The following is a 17,638-nucleotide window of genomic DNA, read 5'->3' as shown; positions in this document are numbered from 1 at the left end:
GGACGGCCCGCCCCCGTCCTCGCCGGTGTCCTCCTGTGCATCTTCGCGATCGGCACGGCCGAACTCCTGGTAGGAGGCCTCCGGCCGCAGATCGCGGCCGGACTGCGCGTATCCGTGGCAGGCACCGGCCAGCTCGTCACCGTCTACGCCCTCGGGGTCGTGATCGGTGGCCCGCTGATCACCCTGGTCACCGCCCGCCTGCCCCGCAAAGGCCTGGTCCTCGGGCTGATCGCACTGTTCGTGGCCGGAAGCCTCGTCTGCGCGGTCGCGACCTCCTACGGCCTGCTGGTGGTGGGCCGGGTGCTGGCCGCGCTGTCCCATGGGACGCTGTTCGCCGTCTCGATGATCGTGGTCACGACGATCGTGCCACCCGAGCGGACCGGCCGCGCCATCGCCACCGTGGTGTCCGGGCTGACCGTCGCGACCGTACTCGGGGTCCCCCTCGGCGCCCTGCTCGGCCAGGCCCTCGGCTGGCGGACACCGTTCCTGGCCGTCGCGATCATCGCCGCCGCGGGCGGCGCCGTCCTGGCCGTGGCGATGCCACGCACACCCGCACCGGCCACCGGCATCCGTTCCGAGCTCCGGGTCCTGCGCCGCCGCCCGGTGCTGCTGGCCATCGCCACCACCGCGATCGGGTTCGCCGGAACGGGCACGGTACTGACCTACCTCGTGCCCTTGCTGGTGCAGGTAAGCGGATTCTCCAGCGGCGCGGCCTCCGCACTGCTGCTCGCCTACGGCGTCGGCAGCCTGTTCGGGAATCTCGCCGCCGGGCGGCTGACCGAGGTCTCACCCACCATGACGGTGCGGATCGTGTTCCTCGCCCTGACGGTGCTCCTGGCCGCCCTGCCGTTCGCCGCCCCGTCGCGGCCGGCCACCGTCGTCGCGGTGCTCGTCTTCGGGCTGCTCTCCACCGCCACGATCGCACCGCTGCAAGGCCTGATCCTCCAGCACGCCGGGGACGCGCCCACCCTGTCGGTCGCCGTGAACGTCAGCGGGTTCAACCTGGCCAACGCGCTCGGCTCGGCACTCGGGGGCGGCCTGGTCGCCGCGGGCGCGTTGCGGTGGACCGGCCTGGCCGGTGCCGTCCTCGCGCTGGCCGGCCTCGGACTCTCCTGGCTGGCCACATCCCGCCGGCCCTGATCCCGCCCGAGCACTTCCCGTGACGGGGGACCTTCACGGTCGTATCGACTGTGAAGGGCCCCTCACGGCGCGGGAAACTCAGTCGCGGCGCTTGCCGGTGAGCAGGCGGTAGGCGGCCAGGATGATCAGTGAGCCCAGGATGGCCAGGCCCCAGGTGCGCAGGTCGAAGAACTTGCCGAGCTGCACGTGGAAGAGGGTCTTGCCGACCCAGCCGCCGACGAAGGCTCCGCCGATGCCGAGCAGCATGGTGATGATGCAGCCGCCCGGGTCCTTGCCGGGCATGAGCATTTTGGCGATCACCCCGGCGATCAGGCCCAGCACGATCCAGCTGATGACGCCCACTGGCTGTCCTCTCGTCCGCACGACGGCGTGGCCCGCGGCTTCCCTCACGGCGAAGCCACGGGCCACGTTCCTGGCGGCACAGGATGGCAGGCGGCGCCCGGCCGCGGCACACCGGCCCCCGATCATGATCTCGGGACGGGCCGGGACGCCTTGCTCTCCGGGATCAGGCCGAGGTGGCGCACCCGCCCACGGCGTTGCTCCAGGTCGGCTGGACCGCGAAGGTGCCGGTCGATTCGGACAGCGCGGTCAGGCCCTGCCAGGCGCACAGGTCGCCGTTTTCCTGGCCACTCGAATCGACCCAGCCGTTCCCGGCCTGCGGATCGGTTTCGGCCTCCGCGTATTCGTGGCCACCGACGATGCTGAATCCGTCGAGCTTGTTCTGCACCGAATTCGCACCACATCCGGAACCGGCATCGAGCACATACGGCATGTTCGTGTAGGCGACGTTGCCGTTCCAGTCGTGCCAGGCGCAGAAACCGGAGTTCGGGAAGCCGTCGGGGCTGGTCCCCGAGGGGCTGACCACGAAGATGTCGGCATTGACCCCGGAGACACCGAAGTGGCTGGCGCCGCGGTTGGCCTCGGCGGAGATGGCCGACTGGCTCGCGCTGGACGGTGCGGCGGAAGCGCTGTCCACCCAGGCGCCACCGAGCACCGGGTTCCCGCTCGAGGCGTTTCCGCTGTTGTCGGTGTACTGGTCCATGACGTTGCTCCACCGCTCGGATCCGTTGCCGAGCCCGGCGAAGTAGTTGGTCAGATAGGACTGGACGCCGTTGGCGTCGCTCTTCCACTGGGAGCCCCAGAACACCAGGTACACCTTGGTGTTGTGCTGGACGGGGCCGCCGCCCCACTGCAGGCCGCTGCTCGCGGCCATCGGCCTGGCCTTCGCGCCCACCCGGTGCATGACGATCTTGTGGTGGGACCCCTGCTGGTGCGCGGCCGTGGCCGCACCGGCGCTGCCGGGTGCCGCGACCGCCACCGCGACCGCGCTCGCGCAGACCGCGGCCCCGAAAAGGACACGACGAAGCCTTCGTTTCAGCGACATTCTTATCTCTCCGGTTTCTTGGGGGGGACCTGACGGGAGATGACAAAGGGAACGTACCCACGGCGCACACCAATCCGGAACCGACTTTCGTCGGCCGCCACCGACTTCGGCGTAAATTCTCTTTCCGTGCACAAGGAAGCTAATTCCGCCGCCCCGGAGCAGCACAGAGCGATCGGAATCGCCACCCACCACGGTAGGGAGGAATCGAGGATTTACCGGTCCATTTCGGGTGTTGTCGCCGAACGGGGCCGATCAGCGGCAAATGCGACCGCGGACCGAAAAGGCCGCGATACGGCGAAAGGCGGGCGGCCGGGGTCCGCGGTACGGCCGCCGAAGAACGGCCTTGTCGGCATCCCGGACGGACGCTACGGTGTTGACATTAACGTCAACGTCAACAGATGGAGTGGGATGAGCGCCGTCCTGGTCGCCAATCGCGGCGAGATCGCCGTCCGCATCGTGCGCGCCGCACACGAACTCGGCCTTCGCGCGGTGGCGGTCCATCCGGTGGATGACAAGGACTCCGCGCACGTGGCGGCGGCCGACGAGGCGGTGCCGATCCCCGGAGCCGGTGCGGCCGCCTATCTCGGCATCGAGGCGATCATCGCCGCCGCCCGGGGGGCCGGCTGCTCGGTGGTCCATCCCGGCTACGGCTTTCTCAGCGAGAATGCCGAGTTCGCCCGGCGCTGCGCCGAGGCGGGACTGACCTTCGCCGGCCCGCGGCCGGACATGCTGGATCTCTTCGGTGACAAGGCCGCCGCGCGGGCCTTCGCGATCGAACAGGGCGTGCCCGTGCTCCCCGGCACCGGTCGCGCGACGACACTCGCCGAAGCGCGGGCCTTCGCCGCGCAGCACGGCCCGGTGATGCTCAAGGCGGTGGCCGGCGGCGGCGGACGGGGCATGCGCGCGGTTCGGGACCCGGCCGAGTTGCCCGACGCGTTCGAGCGCTGCCGCTCGGAGGCGTCGCAGGCCTTCGGAAACGGCGAGCTGTACGCGGAACGGTTGCTCTCCACGCCGCAGCACATCGAAGTGCAGGTGGTCGGTGACCGTGCCGGAAACGTGCAGCACTGCGGGGAGCGCGACTGCACCATCCAGCGCCGGCACCAGAAACTGGTCGAGGTGGCGCCGAGCCCGTGGCTGGACGAGCCGGTCCGTGAGCGCGTACTGGCGGCCGCGCTGCGGCTGTCCGGGGCCGCCGGTTACGACAACCTGGGCACGTTCGAATTCCTCGTCGACGGGGAGGAGTTCTTTTTCATCGAGGCGAACCCTCGCCTGCAGGTCGAGCACACGGTGACCGAGGAAGTCACCGGCATCGACCTGGTCAGAACCCAGATCCGGGTCGCACTGGGGGCGACGCTGCCCGAGCTGGGGCTCACCGCTCCCCCGGACCCGCGCGGTACGGCGATCCAGGCGCGGGTCAACCTGGAAACGCTCGGCGAGGACGGTACCTTCCGCCCGGGCGCCGGCCGGATCTCCGCGTTCGTGCCGCCGTCCGGACCTGGCGTGCGTGTCGACACCTACGGGTACGCGGGCTACCAGGCCGGTCCGCGCTACGACTCCTTGCTGGCGAAGGTCGTTTGCCACGCCGAGGACTTCGCCGCGGCCACCGCCCGCCTGGATGCCGCGCTCGGTGATTTCCTCGTCGAAGGCGTGCCGACAAACCTGGACCTGGTGCAGGGCATCCTCCGTGACGCGGCCTTCACCGGCACGCGCTGGGATACCGGTTTCCTCGAACGGCGCCTGCCGTCGCTGCTCGCCCACACGCGCACAACACCGCGCGCCACCGCCGCGCCGCCGAACCCCGTCGCCCTGGATACGCCGGAGGTGGCGGAGGTGCCGGAGGTGCCGGAAGGCGCGGTCGCGGTCGCGGCGCCGATGACCGGCACGGTGGTCGAACTCAAGGCCGAGGCCGGGCTGACCGTCGGCCCCGGCACGGCAGTGGCGGTCATCGAGTCCATGAAGATGGAACACGTGGTGGGTGCCCCTGCGGCGATGACGATCGGGCAGGTACTGGTGAGCCCGGGTGACCTGGTCGTCGAGGGAGCGCCCCTGGTCCACGGCGAACCGGCCGAACATCCCGGTGACGAGGCCGGCGAGGCGGCCGTGGAGGCCGTGGACGCCGACTGGTCGGCCGAGGTGGCCGAAATCGCCCGTCGCCGTGCGGACGCGCTGGGGATGGGCGGCCCGGCGAAGGTGCGGCGCCAGCACACCGCGGGGCGGCTGACCGCGCGCGAGCGGATCGACGCGCTGGCCGACGCGGGCAGCTTCACCGAGATCGGTGTGCTCACCGGCTTCCCGGATGCCGAGGGCAAGGTGCTGCCGGCCAACTTCGTCGCGGGCACGGCCCGCATCGACCGCCGCAAGGTGCTGTTCGGGGTGGACGATTTCACCGTGCGCGGCGGGTCCGGCGACGGCGCGGTGCACGGCAAGCAGATCTTCGCCGAGCAGTACGCGCGCGAAATGCGCCTGCCGGTGGTGCGGCTGCTCGACGGTGCCAGCGGTGGCGGCAGCGTCAAGATGGTGCAGGAGCTGGGCTTCACCTATGTGCCGGTGAACCCGGGCTGGGACGCCGTGGTCGACAACCTCTCGCTGGTCCCGGTCGTGGCCGCCGCACTCGGACCGACCGTCGGGCTCGGCGCGGCGCGGCTGGTGATGTCGCACCTGTCGGTCATGGTGGCGGGCATCGGCCAGTTGTTCACGGCGGGACCACCGGTGGTGCGGGCCGCGACGGGCGAGGACCTCGGCAAGGAACAGCTCGGCGGTGCCGGCGTGCACCGCGGCAACGGCACGGTCGAACGCATCGCCGCCGACGAGCAGGCCGCCTTCGAGATGATCCGGCGGTTCCTGTCCTACCTGCCGTCCAGCGTGTTCGAGCTGCCCCCGGTGGGCGACTCGGCCGATCCGGCCGACCGCCGGGACGAGGTGCTCCTGCGAGCCGTGCCCCGCAACCGGCGGCGGCCGTACGCGATCGGGCCGATCCTGGAGGCGGTTTTCGATCGCGGCTCGGTGTTCCGCTACGCCGAATACGGGGGCGGTACCTACACCGCGCTCGCACGGCTCGACGGCCACCCGGTCGGTGTCCTCGCGGCCGACCCGTTCTCCGGCGCCACGATGTCGGTCGAAGGCGCGCTCGCGATCACCCGCCTGGTGGACCTGTGCGAGACCTTCCACCTGCCCCTGGTCAGCCTCACCGACCAGGCGGGCATGACGATCGGCGGTACCGCGGAGCGGCGGGGGACGATCCGCCACGGTGCCCGCGCTCTGACAGCCGTCTACCAGGCCCGCGTGCCGCAGGCCGAACTCATCGTGCGGCGGGTGTACGGCGTGGGCGGCGCCGGGATCGTCAACCGGCACCGAGCCGGCCGCAGCTGGGCATGGCCGTCCGGCGACTGGGGTTCACTGCCCGTGCAAGGCGGTATCGAGGCCGCTTTCCGGGCACAGATCGAGGCCTCCGCCGACCCGGCCGCCGAGACCGAGCGCATCGCCCGCGAACTCGCCGGACTCACCTCTCCGTTCCGCACCGCCGAGCACTTCGGTGTGCAGGACATCATCGATCCCCGCGACAGCCGCCCACTGCTGTGCGACTGGGTGCGTGACGCCTATCGGCTGCTGCCTTCACTGACCGGACGGCCGTCCTTCGGCACCCGGCCCTGACCCGGACAGGAGACACACCATGACCGACACCACCCAGGCGGGCCTGACCGCTCTGCTGCGCGCCGACGGCGAGCTCGTGACCGAACGCCTCGACCACTGGGCCGCCACCGCGGGCGACCGGCCGTTCTTCCACTACGGTGAGGACGGGATCACGCTGACCTACGCGGAGTTCGCCCGCCGGACCGACGCCATCGCCGGAAACCTGGCCGCCCACGGCATCGCCAAGGGCGATCGGGTCAGTGTCTTCTGCGCCAACCCGTTCGCCAGTGCGCTGATGATGTTCGGCATCTGGAAGGCCGGTGCCGTCTACTGCCCGGTGAACTTCGCCTACACCGGTCACCTGCTGACCTACCAGCTGCGGGACACCGCACCGGCGATGGTGGTGACCGACCCGGCGCTGCTGCCGGCTCTCAACGCTGTCGCCGACGATCTGGACGGCGCCCCGACGGTGGCGGTGTACGCACCGCCCGCCGGAGCACACGACCACGTCGCCACGCGCGAGGACGTCAGCCCCCGGCTGCCCGAACTCGCCTGGGCGGAGCTTCAGGCCCCGGCCGAACGGCCACCGGTCACCGTGGAGTTCGACGACCCGGCCAACATCATCTACACCTCCGGCACGACCGGACCGGCCAAGGGCGTGGTGCAGCCGTACCGGTGGCTGGCCCAGTACACCTTCAACCTGCGCCGGGCGTTGACCACCGACGACGTGATCTACAACGACCTGCCGCTCTACCACGTCGGCGGCGCGATCGCGAACATCGCACGGGCGGCCTGGGCCGGGTGCGAGGTCGCGGTGTGGAACCGGTTCAGCTCGGGCGATTTCTGGCGGCGGATCGCCTCGCGCGGGGCCACCACCGCGATCCTGCTCGACGTGATGATCCCCTGGCTGATGAACGCCCCGGCCGGTGAGGACGACCGCCGCAACACGCTCAACAAGGTGCACATGCAGCCGTTGCCCGCACACCACGCGGAGGTCGCGAAGCGCTTCGGGATCGACTTCGTCACGGCAGGGTTCGGCCAGACGGAGTCGGGGGCCCCGCTGGCGGTCGTGATCGAAGAGACCGAGGCGGGCGGGGGCACGCCACCCGAGCTCTACCGCGGCCGTTCCCACGCCGAGATCCGGGAGCTGACCACCGCGCTGGGCATGCCGGTGCTGCGGGGTGACGAGGTGCGGCACAAGGGCCTGATGGGACTGCCCAGCCCGTTCCTGGAGGTCGCCGTCCTCGACGAGCACGACCGGTACTGCGCCGATGGTGAACCGGGCCAGCTCGCGGTGCGGCCGCGGCTGCCGGGCCTGGTGCCTGCGGGATATCTGGGCAAACCCGAAGCCACCGTCGCGGCGACGCGCAACCTGTGGTTCCACACCGGTGACGCCGCCGTGCGCGGCGCGGACGGCATGTTCTGCTTCGTCGACCGGCTCGGCGACCGGATCCGCGTGCGCGGCGAGAACCTCTCCTCGTTCCAGGTGGAGGAAATCCTCAACCGGCATCCGGCGGTGCAGCTGTCCGCCGTCTTCTCGATCCCCAGCCGGGAGGGCGGCGAGGACGACGTCGTCGCCTACGTGGTCAGCGGCGACGGTAAGGTGCTCACCGAACAGGACGTGCACGAGTTCGCGGCGGGCGCGATGCCGAAGTACATGCGACCGCGGCACGTTCGCATCGTTCCCGACCTCCCGCGTACGCCGACGAACAAGGTCGAAAAATACCGGTTGCGGGCACGGATCCTCGACGAGCTCAAGGAGGAGGGGCGATGACGGATGCTCCGGGACGGCCGGAGTGGGCGTCCGCCCGTGCGTTGCGGGCCGACAAGGGGCACGAGACCCGGAGCCTCCTGCTGGATGCCGCGGCACGGGTGTTCACGCGCCTCGGCTACGCGCGCACGACCATCGCCGACATCACGGCGGAGGCCGAGGTCTCCCGCCCCACGTTCTACGCCTACTTCGAGACGAAGGCCGACGTGTTCCGCGAAGTGGCGGCCCGGGTGCGCGACGAATTCCTTGCGGGGCACGAGATCCCGGACGTCGACGTCAACGACCCTTACGCGCTGGGGCGCGCGTCGGCCGAAGCCTTTCTCGCCGCGCACGCGGCGAACCACGAGCTGCTCACCGTCATCGAACACCAGGCCATCACCGATGAGCGGATCCGCGAGATCTGGCAGGAGATCACCCGGCGGCCGACGCGACGGGTGGCGCGCTACGTCGAGCGACTGGCCAAGGCGGGAAAGGCCGATCCGGCCGCCACCCCCGCGGTGGTCGCCGAAGCGATCACCGGGATCTTCGCCCGTTTCGCCCGCCAAGTCCCGGCCGACCGCGAGGGCTTCGAGCGTCTCGTCGACGAACTCACCGCGATCTACCTCCGCATCCTCGGCGTCGACAGGGCGTCCGGATGAGCCCGCGCGTCACCCGTCGAGCCCGCGGCCGTCGTGAGCCTGCCGCAGCAGCCGCACCAGGGAACTCCGGGGACTGGCGGTGGGGAGCACGGTCCGGACCCGCCGCAGGGATTCGGTGAAGGAAGAACCGGTGACCAGCGACCCGTACGCGGCCGCCACCAGCGGGGTCCTGGTCTGCGCGTGAACGCAGTGCACGAACACGCGTTTGCCCTCCTCGCGGAGGGTCTTCACCATCCCGGCCGCGTCGGCGACGACCGCGGCAACGTCGTTGTTGGCGTCCTCCTGATCGACCAGCCAGAACTCGACGTGGTCACGCGGATCCTCCGTCACCGGCACCTGTTTGCCGCCGAGGCGGCACAGCGAGACGACCGCGTCGGCCACCCCCGGCCGCAGCGCCCCCACCGATCCGAGCAGCACCCCGCCGTCGTCCGGATGCGCACGAACGATCTCCGGCACCCCCGCATAGGACGGGACGGCCGGCGCGGACGGCCACCCGTCGGCGTCCGTCCCGCCGCCCTCGACCGTCAGCAGGGCCAGGCGCACCAGGTCGCGGGCTCGCAGCCCGGGCCAGCCGTGCACCAGGCGCCGCCACCGGGCCGGGACGAGACTGCCGCCGTATCGGGCGCCCAGCAGCGCACCGGCGATCGCCGCCACGGTGTCGGTGTCACCGCCACCGTTGACCGCGCGCACGACACCGTCCACATAGGACGAAGCGGGCGAGACCGCGGACCAGGCGGCCAGCAGGGCGGCGACCACCCATCCGTTGTTCCCGGCGTAGTGTTCCGGCCCGACACGCTCTGCCTGATCGAGCAGGGGGCCCCAGAAGGCGGCATCGACGTGCGGGAGCCCGCTCCGCACGTCGAGCGTTCCCGTCCGGACCGCGTGCTCGATGGCCGAACACCACAGGACGCAGGCGTCGCCGGCGACCGGGTCGTGGTGAGTCAGGGCACTCACCGCGCGCGCCGCCCCGGCGATCGCGGCCGGGTCGCCGAGGTGCGCGAGCGCGACCGGAGCGGTGCGCATGAGCGAGCCGTTGCCGCCGGTGCGTCCGGTCTCGGCGTGCAGCCGGGCGGCGATCCCGGTCAGGTCGGCGGCGGTACCGCCGCGGCGCGCCGCCTCGCCGAGAACACGACGGGTCTGCGTGCCGATATCGGGCGGGTCGTCGGCATACCACCCCCGGAAGCCGTCGCGATGGCGTTCAGCGCGTCCTCGGTCCGCAGGTCCAGTCCCGTCGCGGCCACCCGGGCCAGGCACACGGTCATTTCCGTGTCGTCGCTCCACTGTCCGGGCGCGTACCCGCCCAGACCGCCGCCGTGCATCCGCGGCTGTTCCTCCAGCGGCCTCGAGCCGTATTCGTAGGGCACGCCGAGCGCATCGGCGACGGCGGCCCCGAGGAGCGCTCCAGCGGCACGATCGGCCTGCCGGGCGTTCAGCCGGCTCACTGGGCCACCACCAGTTCATGCCTCGGGTTGAGCGCCGTGGCGTGCACGGTGCCGCCTTCCCACAGCAGGCAGTCGAGCAGCACGTACTCCGACACTCCGCGCACCTGGCTGCCGAGACCGGCGTCGCGCTTGTCGGCGAGGTTCACCTTCCCCACGCGGTCGGCGAACCGGCGCGCTCTGCGGCCGGGGGTGGGAACCGGCGCCAGGCCGACCGCGTCTACCGCTGCCGCCCGCAGCAGCGCGTCCCACGCCTGCCGCAGGGTGTCCGGGCAGTCGAACACCTCCAGCAGCAGCGGCTGCCCCGCGACCCCGATCAGCACGCCGCTCTGGAACGGCAGGGGCTTCAGACCGGCGACGAGTTCCCGTGCCTCACACTCGACCGCCTGGGTGGCCTGCGCGAGGGAAGCGGTTTCACTGCGGCCGTAACGCTGCTCGTAACGGTCCACCTCCGACCACACCGCGTTCTGCCCCTCCCGCGTCCGGGCCCGCACCCGCGGCGGCACCCTGGTGCCGGTACGGGCGTGCCGCCGGGCACCGGCCCAGCGGTCCTTCTCCACGCACTGGACGTCGAGCACCTCGCTCGCCCCGGCGTCCACCAGCACGGTGCGCGCGGCGACCCGGTGCTGCCAGCCTCCCTGCAGCAGTTCCCCCTCCAGCACCAGGACCGGCCAGGATCCGGAGTTCGTGACGACGAGTTCCTCGACGACGGGTCCCTCAGCGCGCTCCTCGACGGCGAGACTGCCGGTGCCGAGGTCGTAGCGGCGATCGCCGGTCGCGCCGCCGTTCCAGATCGGGAACACGGTGAGAGCGCCACGGCAGGCGGGCTTGCCCAGGTGCAGATCCAACAAGTGCACGAACCCCACTCCTCGTTAGTTTGCGCGAACTTGCGCTAACAAATAAGAGCAGATGTACGCTAACTTGGCAAGCATGGTCTGGAAGGACGAGCACGGTAAGCGGCTCAGCGACTACCCACACCCCTCGGTGGCCGTCGACGTCGCCCTGCTCACCGTCCTCCGCGACGGCCGCCGGTCCCGCCTGGCCGCGCTCCTGCACCGGCGGCCGCAGGAGGGAAGCTGGGCGCTTCCCGGGACGTTCCTGCGCCTCGACGAAAGGCTCGACGAGGCCGCCCTGCGGGCGCTGCGCGACAAGGTCGGGGTCACCGGGCAGCACCCACGGCAGCTCAAGGTGTTCGACGACCCGGCACGCGACCCGCGCGGCCGGGTCCTCAGCGTCGCCCACGTGGATCTCGTCCGCGCCGACCGCCTCGAAGACCAGGTGAACGACGAGGTCATCCTGGCCCCGATCGACGGGTTCGACGTCGTCCTCCCCGGCGAGCGGGACGAACTCGGCTTCGACCACGCGGACGTCGTGCGCGAGGCGGTCCGCTGGGCCCGATCGGCCTACGACGAACGCCCCGATCCCGCGGGGCTCCTCGACACCGCGTTCACGCTCTATGAACTGCGGCGCCTGCACGAGGCCGTCTCCGGCATCCAGGAACTCCAGAAGGACACCTTCCGGCGTCACATGGACCCCCATCTCGAAGAGACCGGCGAATGGAGCACCGGCACCGTCGGCAGGCCCGCCCGGCTCTACCGGCGGCGCACGCCAACGGAGTAGCGGGGCCCTTCGCTGCGAATCAATCGCCCGCTACCGGCCTGTCCGACGCTCCCCCGAGAAGGGCGCCGCCGTCCCGGTGCGGGCCTTTCGTGAGGCCGCGAAGACCCCGGCGAGACCGGCCGCGATCGCGGCGAGCTGGGCCACTATCTGCAGCCAGGTACCGGCGAACGGGCCAAGCCGCGTGGGCTCGGCCAGCCGCGGCAGCGTCGTGCCCGAGGCGACCGCGCCGACGCTGAGGAACAGCGCGACGAGCAGCCCGAGCACCGGCATCCACCGCCACCGGACGACGGCCACCAGCAATGCCGTCACCGCAAGGATGATGGGCCCCGGCGGCACCTTCGGGTAGGGCACCCCGGTGAAGATCTGCACGAGCACGCCCACACAGGCCAGCGCCAGGAAAACCGCCAGCGCGCGGCGGATCCCGCCGAGGTCCTGGTCTCTCTCGTTCGCCATCGGTGACCGTCCCCTCGTGTTTCGTCCAGGCCCCGGAATCGCCGGGGTGAAGTTGTCCGAGGGAAGTGACTCATGGCGCGAGGGTCCGAGTCGTCCGAAACGGCTCGTATCTTCCGGCTACGCACGACGCCGTACGAAGCGGTACGACCGCCACTGGGCGGGCAGCAGGACTCAGCGCATACGCGGCGCACGGCCGGGCTCGACAGGCGTCAGCCTTCGGCGAGCCTGGCGCGAAGTTCGGCCGCCTCCTCTTCCCGGCCGAGTTCCGCGAGCACCGCGCCCAGCGTCGCGGCGGCACCCCGGTGGATCCGCTCGCCGTCGCTCAGCGCCGCCAGCGCCTCTCGCAGCACCGGCTCGGCGTCGGACGCGCGTCCCGCCTCCCGCAGCACCTGCCCGAGGGTCACTTGCGCTCCGGCGGCCCGCTCCGCTGCCCCGGCCGCCCGGAAGCAGGCCACCGCGCGCTCCGCCCGGCCCACCGCCTCGTCCGGCTTCCCCGTGCCGCGCAGAATGCGCACCGCATTCCCGTGCAGTTGCGCCTCGTGCCACGCCTTCGCGGTGGGCTCCTCCCCGGGCAGAGCGGCGACCGCCTGGTCCGCCTCGCCGAGCACTACGAGCGCCTGCTCCCGCCGGCCCGCCCAGAACAAGGAAAGCGCTTCCTGGTACCGGCAGTAGGCCACCCGGTACGGGTCATCCGACAGCGCCGCGGCGTCACCGGCTTCCCGGTAACGCTCGGCCGCCGAAGCGTCCCGGTCCAGCCGGTCCAGCAGGTCGCCGCTCTCCGCCAGAAGCTGTGCCAGAGCGCCGGTTTCCCCGCGCTCCCGCCCACGGGCGATCATCTCCTCGTACCGTGCCACCGCCGCGCCGAGTTCGCCCATGGCCTGGTGTGCCTGCGCCAGGAGGTAACGGCACCCGTCGGCCGCGGACGGCTCGCCCAGTTCCTCGTACCCGTCGATCGCCTCCTCGGCCACCTCGGCGCAGTCGAGGTGCTGCCCCGCCTCCTGATAGGCGACCGCGAGCGCCTGACAGCACTCCGTTTCGAGACGGCGTTCTCCGGCGATGCGCGCGTAGGACACCGCCGAGACGAGACCGGGGATTGCCTCCATGGCCCGTCCCGAGGCGGTGAGCAGATTCCCGTGCCAGCGCAGTACCGACGCCCGCAGTGCCGGCGGCGCCGAAGCGGGCAGGCCCGCCACCGACTCCGTGGCCGCCTCGAGGGCGCCATCCCGGTCCCCCTTGGCGTGCCTCAGCATCGACAGCCGGTAGCACGCGACGGACACCAGCCGGGGCGCCTCGGCCTTCCGGTAGGCCTCCACCGCCGCGGCGGCCACCGGCACAGCCTTCTCCGGATCGTCGATCGAGGTGAAGTCCAGCCGGGCCCAGGCGACCGACCCGGACACCAGCGGATCGTCGCACCGGCGCGCCGCGGCGTCCGCTTCGCCGAACAGTCGCCCGATCTCGCCGGTCTCACCGGCCGCCGACAGACCCGCGATCAGCCGGAGCAGGGCCCACACCAGCCGCGGGCCGGTGCCCCCGCCGTCCCCGGCACGGAAGTGGGCCACACCGGAACGCAGCAGCGGCAGGCCTTCGGCCGCCCGCCCGTGCTCGCACAGCAACAATCCGAGCCGTCCCAGCGCCGCTTGCCGCCGGTCCTCGTCGCCCCCGGCGGCGAAATGCCCCACCGCCTCGCGGTACTCCGCCTCGACGAGGTCGGGGTCACCGTCCGGCTTGGCGAGCACGGCACGCAGCACCACGGCGCGCCCGGTGAGCACGGGGTCGTTCTCCCCTGTCTCCTCCCCACGGGATTCCGCGCGGCGCAGGGCTTCCTTCGCAGTGTCGGTCTCTTGGCGCTGGAGGCTCTCCTCGGCACGGTCCAGCAACTCCGCCGCCGACAGCCCCGCCCACACCTCGGCGGGCGGAACCTCCGCGACCACCGGCGCAGTCCGCCCGGCCGTGGCCGACAGCGGAAGGTGGTCCGCGACCGGTTCGGCGGCGAGCAGCGCCCGGACGCGTCCGGACTGGTGCGAGGTCCCGTTGCGCGCGTCAAACCGTGCGGCGATCTCCAGTGCCTGCGCGGCGAGGGTGTCCCGCAACTCGTCGGCGGTCGGTTCCGTGGCGGGCCGCTCCCGGTGAGCCGGACGGCGGATCCTCAGGTTGCCGTGGCCCGACTCCCCCACCCGGCGCAGCAGCAACGCCGCCGAAGCCGCGAACATCATGGCGGAAAAGGGTGTCGGCGCCTCGTCCAGCCCCCCGAGGTGGCGGTCCAGCAGTTCCAGTCCCCGCGCCTCGTTACCGGTCCGCGCGCAGAACTCGACGTGCTCGGCCAGCATGCCCAGCGTGCTGGGGCGCGTTCGCAGGATCCGGTACGCGCGCCGGTGCGCCGCACGGGCCGCGGCGGACTCCCCGGTGCGCGCGTAGGGCAACAGCAGTGAGGTGAGAATCCGCTGCGGCTGCTCGGTGCAGCCGGTCTGCCCCCGCAGCACCGGTTCCGCGACGGCGATGGCTTCCTCGTCCCGCCCTCGTGCGCTCAGATGTTCGGCGCGGTCGCTGGGTTCGCACGCCAGGCAGTCCGACAACCCGTCCCGGGGTGCGGCCACCCACTTCTCGTACCAGGCATCGGCCGCGGCACGGTCGCCGACATGCTCGGCGGCGTGGTGCCGGTAGGTGTAGACCGCATGCGGGCTGTGACCGCCCGCCTGGAATCGGCGTTCCATATCGTCCAGCGCGGTCGTCACCCGCGCCAGCGGGATCTCGGGGAAGTCCGTCATCGCTTCGACCACGTGCTTGAACGACCACAACAGCCGGCGCTCGACCCACGGCCCGTACTGCGCCGGATTGCGGTCGAAGTCGGCAAGGCAGCGCGCGAACGGGACGAACATCCTGATCTTGGCCGGGCCGAAGGCGTAAGCGGTGATCATCTGCAGCCGGATGTCGAAGGCCAGCCGCTCGTGCCCACCCGCCTCCGCGTGCCGAAGCAGATCCTCCAGGCGCGCGTTCTGCCCGTCCCCGAATGGCAGTTCCCCGGCCTCGCGAAGCAGCCCGCGCAGTTCCTCTTCGGTGCGCCTCACGCGGTCTCCCCCTGTTGGTCGTGCACGGCCCATTCCAGCAGGCCGGCGAAGGAACGGTTGAGCAAGGCGGAATCGGCGGGCCGCAGCGGGTGGTGCCCGAGCAGCAGCGCCTGGACGTAGAGGGCTTCCACCGCCGTCACGGCGAGCCGGGAATCGGGCAGGCCCGCGATCCGGCGCAGCAGCGGGCTGCGGTGGTTGAGCATCAGCTGCGGCCGGTCGGAACCGGTGCCGTCGAGATCCCCCAGCAGGTCCGCCCACAGGTCGTCGGCGACCTTCCTCGTCGCCCGCAGCTCCGCGCGGTGCGTGCTTTCCCGGTCCACCAGGTAGAGCGCGGCCAGCGACGGCGGCTCGAAGGCCCGCAGCGAAACCTCGCAGTCCAGGCGGTCCAGCGTGGCCTGCGCGGTGGACAGGAACGGCCGCAGCGCGAGTTCCGTGGCGGGATCGACCAGATCGAAGCGCGTGGCCAGCTCCGCCGCGTCCAGCCTGCCCACCCGGACGTCCGGGTCGATCGCGGGCAACCGCTCCACGATCGCGCTGTGGTAGGTGTAACCGCCGTTGACCAGGCCGACCCCCTGCGCGGCGGCGACCGCGGCCAGTTGCCGGAACTCCTCCACCGACGGCGTGTACCGCACGGTGCCGAACCGGCGCCGGAACTCGGCCAGCGGGACGTGCCCGGCGTTGGTCTCCATCGGCAGCCAGCGGTCCACCAGGCGCAGCATCTCGTCGTCGTGCACCGCGAGCGCCTTCACGCCCAACTGGTGCACCCGCAGGAATTCGGTGAGCCGGACCGGGTCGGTGGTGGACAACTCCATCAGCCAGTCGCGCAGCCGCGCCCCCAGAGCCTCGCGGGTGCTCTCCAGCAGGTCGTCCTCGTAGAGGGCCTCCCGGCTGGCGGTGGGGCGCAGCTCGGTCACGTCGACCACGCACCGGACGAAGAAGGCCCATTCCGGCAGCAACCCGTCGACGGCTTCCGCGAGCAGCATCCGCTTCAGGTAGACCCGGTGCCCCGCGCGTGCCGCGGGATTGACGGCCTGGGGCAACACGAAGGCCAGCCCGGTCAGGCCCGCCTCGGGCACCGACAGATCGACCACCGCGAACGGGGTGAACCCGAAAACGTCTTCGGCGTAGGCGGCCAATGCCTGTTCCCGGTCGGCGACCGTGGGGTACGCCCTCTGCCAGACCGGCCCGTCCCCGGTGACCACCCGCCCGTCCACCGTCACCTCGATCGGCAGCAGTCCGCCGAACAGCCGGGCCAGATCCGCGATGACCGCGCTTTCCAGCCACTGGCCCGTTCCGGGCCGGGGCACCAGGATCACCGTGCTCCCGGGCTCGGCGCGCTCGGTCTCGGCGGGAGACACCTCGTACCGGCCGTCGGCGTGGCCGCGCCACTGAACCGTCGGCCCACCGGTGGCCGACCGCGTCAGCACCCGCACCTCGTCGGCCACCAGGAAGCACGACAGCAGCCCGATCCCGAACTGGCCGAGGAACTCGTGCCTGCCGAAGCCGAGATCGTCGCGTTTCGAACTGCGGCCGATCGTGGCGAGCAACTCGTGCACCTCGGCCTCCGTCAGGCCGATCCCCGTGTCGTGCACGCGGACGGTGCCGTCACCGGTGGCGGCAGGCGATTCGATCTCGACGCGCGCCGGTGCCCCGGGGTCGAGGGCGCGGCGGGCGGTGATCGCGTCGACCGCGTTCTGCAGCACCTCCCGGACGTAGACGCGAGGGCTGCCGTAGAGGTGGTGGCTCAGCAACTCCACCACGCCGCGCAGATCGACCTGGAAAGCCCGCTCCACGAAAACCCCCTGATCTCCTCGAGCCCGAACCGCACGCCGGGCCACGACCGTAGGTGAACACGGGGCGGCAACGGAAGCGAAAATGCCGGAGCGCCATGCTATCCAAGCCCGCCGGGGAGAATCGGCCGGGCCGGGTGCCCGCGTTGGTCCTTTCGGCGGCAATCGCGCGTCCTGTCGGCGCCCCTTTCTTGACAACGGCCGCGTGTCGCGCGTCACACTGGTCGCTGCGCGGAACCGAGGAGGGTTGCCCATGGCGTGGCTGGACACCTTCGGTTGTTCCTCCTGCGGCCTGCCCGTCCTGTTCCACGGCGATCCCCGCCACCCCGGCCACGTGGTGATCGACCACGTCGCGGGAGCCTCGGCGGAAACCTGTTCCGAAGGCCTGCCGGATCTCCGCGTGCTGCACCGGTTCTGCCGCCGCCGGGTCAGGGCAGGCCGCGACGGCTGCTCGATGGTGCTCCGCCGCGCCTGGCTGGGCTGGGCCACCGTCGCGTTCGAGGCGGGGCGGGACGAAGAGCGTTACGGCACAAGGCATTACCTCCGGTTCGGGCTCCACCCCGGGCGGCTGTCCCGGCCCGAGGAGTTCCGCAGGCATTGGCGTATCCGCAAGATGTGCTGCGCCACCCGCGCGTGCCGCTACTACACGCGCGCCCGCGCCGCCCACCCCCTTCCCGGCGTCACGACAGCGGAGGACACGTGCTCGTT

Annotated in this window: 14 protein-coding genes; 6 read left to right on the top strand and 8 right to left on the bottom strand. The window is 71.7% G+C overall.

The window, feature by feature from the left end; all coding sequences use genetic code 11:
- Positions 1-1,140: MFS transporter (locus FNH05_RS12335; RefSeq protein ID WP_246127679.1), on the top strand; the 1,140-nt coding region annotated here is incomplete at its 5' end.
- 78 nt (positions 1,141-1,218) lie between these two features.
- Here the strand turns inward: FNH05_RS12335 and FNH05_RS12330 are convergent.
- Both FNH05_RS12330 and FNH05_RS12325 read right to left on the bottom strand, forming a co-directional pair.
- Entirely contained in the window at positions 1,219-1,482 is a 264-nt protein-coding gene (locus tag FNH05_RS12330) for a GlsB/YeaQ/YmgE family stress response membrane protein (RefSeq protein WP_144587586.1), read from the bottom strand.
- A gap of 163 nt (positions 1,483-1,645) precedes the next feature.
- Positions 1,646-2,524 carry a hypothetical protein gene (locus FNH05_RS12325; RefSeq protein WP_144587584.1) on the bottom strand — a complete coding sequence of 293 codons (879 nt, stop codon included), beginning with the start codon at positions 2,522-2,524 and terminating at the stop codon, positions 1,646-1,648.
- A 408-nt stretch (positions 2,525-2,932) separates the two neighbouring features.
- Between FNH05_RS12325 and FNH05_RS12320 the strand changes: the two genes are divergently transcribed.
- The 3 genes from FNH05_RS12320 to FNH05_RS12310 are packed head-to-tail and all read left to right on the top strand — an operon-like array spanning position 2,933 to position 8,563.
- Positions 2,933-6,175 (top strand): carboxyl transferase domain-containing protein, encoded by a 3,243-nt coding sequence (locus FNH05_RS12320; RefSeq protein ID WP_144587582.1) that lies wholly within the window; start codon positions 2,933-2,935, stop codon positions 6,173-6,175.
- Between the two features lie 19 nt (positions 6,176-6,194).
- Entirely contained in the window at positions 6,195-7,928 is a 1,734-nt protein-coding gene (locus tag FNH05_RS12315; protein ID WP_144587580.1) for an AMP-binding protein, read from the top strand.
- Positions 7,925-8,563, top strand: coding sequence for a TetR/AcrR family transcriptional regulator (locus FNH05_RS12310; protein WP_144587578.1), 639 nt, complete (start codon positions 7,925-7,927; stop codon positions 8,561-8,563). The genes FNH05_RS12315 and FNH05_RS12310 overlap by 4 nt, the downstream gene beginning before the upstream one ends.
- Positions 8,564-8,572: 9 nt before the next feature.
- On the opposite strand, the gene FNH05_RS12305 is transcribed toward FNH05_RS12310, so the two are convergent.
- Genes FNH05_RS12305 through FNH05_RS12300 form a run of 3 tightly spaced genes read right to left on the bottom strand, consistent with a single transcriptional unit; the run spans position 8,573 to position 10,859 of the window.
- Complete coding sequence (locus FNH05_RS12305) at positions 8,573-9,712, bottom strand: ADP-ribosylglycohydrolase family protein (RefSeq protein WP_281287609.1); 1,140 nt, start codon at positions 9,710-9,712, stop codon at positions 8,573-8,575.
- Positions 9,646-10,005, bottom strand: a complete 360-nt coding sequence (locus FNH05_RS39745) for an ADP-ribosylglycohydrolase family protein (protein WP_222426587.1) — start codon at positions 10,003-10,005, stop codon at positions 9,646-9,648. The genes FNH05_RS12305 and FNH05_RS39745 overlap by 67 nt, the downstream gene beginning before the upstream one ends.
- Positions 10,002-10,859: an ARPP-1 family domain-containing protein gene (locus tag FNH05_RS12300; protein ID WP_144587576.1), complete on the bottom strand. Its 858-nt coding sequence runs from the start codon at positions 10,857-10,859 to the stop codon at positions 10,002-10,004. Before FNH05_RS12300 ends, FNH05_RS39745 begins: the two co-directional genes overlap by 4 nt.
- 73 nt (positions 10,860-10,932) lie before the next feature.
- Here FNH05_RS12300 and FNH05_RS12295 point away from each other — a divergent pair, with 73 nt between their 5' ends.
- Positions 10,933-11,622: an NUDIX hydrolase gene (locus FNH05_RS12295; protein ID WP_186382513.1), complete on the top strand. Its 690-nt coding sequence runs from the start codon at positions 10,933-10,935 to the stop codon at positions 11,620-11,622.
- 30 nt (positions 11,623-11,652) lie between these two features.
- On the opposite strand, the gene FNH05_RS12290 is transcribed toward FNH05_RS12295, so the two are convergent.
- From FNH05_RS12290 to FNH05_RS12280, 3 genes are all read right to left on the bottom strand, one after another.
- Positions 11,653-12,075 carry a hypothetical protein gene (locus tag FNH05_RS12290; protein ID WP_144587572.1) on the bottom strand — a complete coding sequence of 141 codons (423 nt, stop codon included), beginning with the start codon at positions 12,073-12,075 and terminating at the stop codon, positions 11,653-11,655.
- A 209-nt stretch (positions 12,076-12,284) separates the two neighbouring features.
- Entirely contained in the window at positions 12,285-15,140 is a 2,856-nt protein-coding gene (locus FNH05_RS12285; protein ID WP_144587570.1) for a hypothetical protein, read from the bottom strand.
- Entirely contained in the window at positions 15,137-16,933 is a 1,797-nt protein-coding gene (locus FNH05_RS12280; protein WP_144587568.1) for an HSP90 family protein, read from the bottom strand. The genes FNH05_RS12285 and FNH05_RS12280 overlap by 4 nt, the downstream gene beginning before the upstream one ends.
- A 250-nt stretch (positions 16,934-17,183) precedes the next feature.
- Here FNH05_RS12280 and FNH05_RS12275 point away from each other — a divergent pair.
- Positions 17,184-17,638: hypothetical protein (locus FNH05_RS12275; RefSeq protein WP_144587566.1), on the top strand; the 455-nt coding region annotated here is incomplete at its 3' end.

Origin of the sequence: Amycolatopsis rhizosphaerae (assembly GCF_007713715.1) — a bacterium.
GTDB classification, from domain to species: Bacteria; Actinomycetota; Actinomycetes; order Mycobacteriales; family Pseudonocardiaceae; genus Amycolatopsis_E; species Amycolatopsis_E rhizosphaerae.
This window is presented reverse-complemented; position numbering and strand designations above follow the sequence as displayed.

Coding starts and splice junctions, on each gene's coding strand:
- FNH05_RS12325 (WP_144587584.1), bottom strand. CDS start 2,524: ATGTCGCTGAAACGAAGGCTTCGTCGTGTCCTTTTCGGGGCCGCGGTC.
- FNH05_RS12320 (WP_144587582.1), top strand. CDS start 2,933: ATGAGCGCCGTCCTGGTCGCCAATCGCGGCGAGATCGCCGTCCGCATC.
- FNH05_RS12315 (WP_144587580.1), top strand. CDS start 6,195: ATGACCGACACCACCCAGGCGGGCCTGACCGCTCTGCTGCGCGCCGAC.
- FNH05_RS12310 (WP_144587578.1), top strand. CDS start 7,925: ATGACGGATGCTCCGGGACGGCCGGAGTGGGCGTCCGCCCGTGCGTTG.
- FNH05_RS12295 (WP_186382513.1), top strand. CDS start 10,933: ATGGTCTGGAAGGACGAGCACGGTAAGCGGCTCAGCGACTACCCACAC.
- FNH05_RS12290 (WP_144587572.1), bottom strand. CDS start 12,075: ATGGCGAACGAGAGAGACCAGGACCTCGGCGGGATCCGCCGCGCGCTG.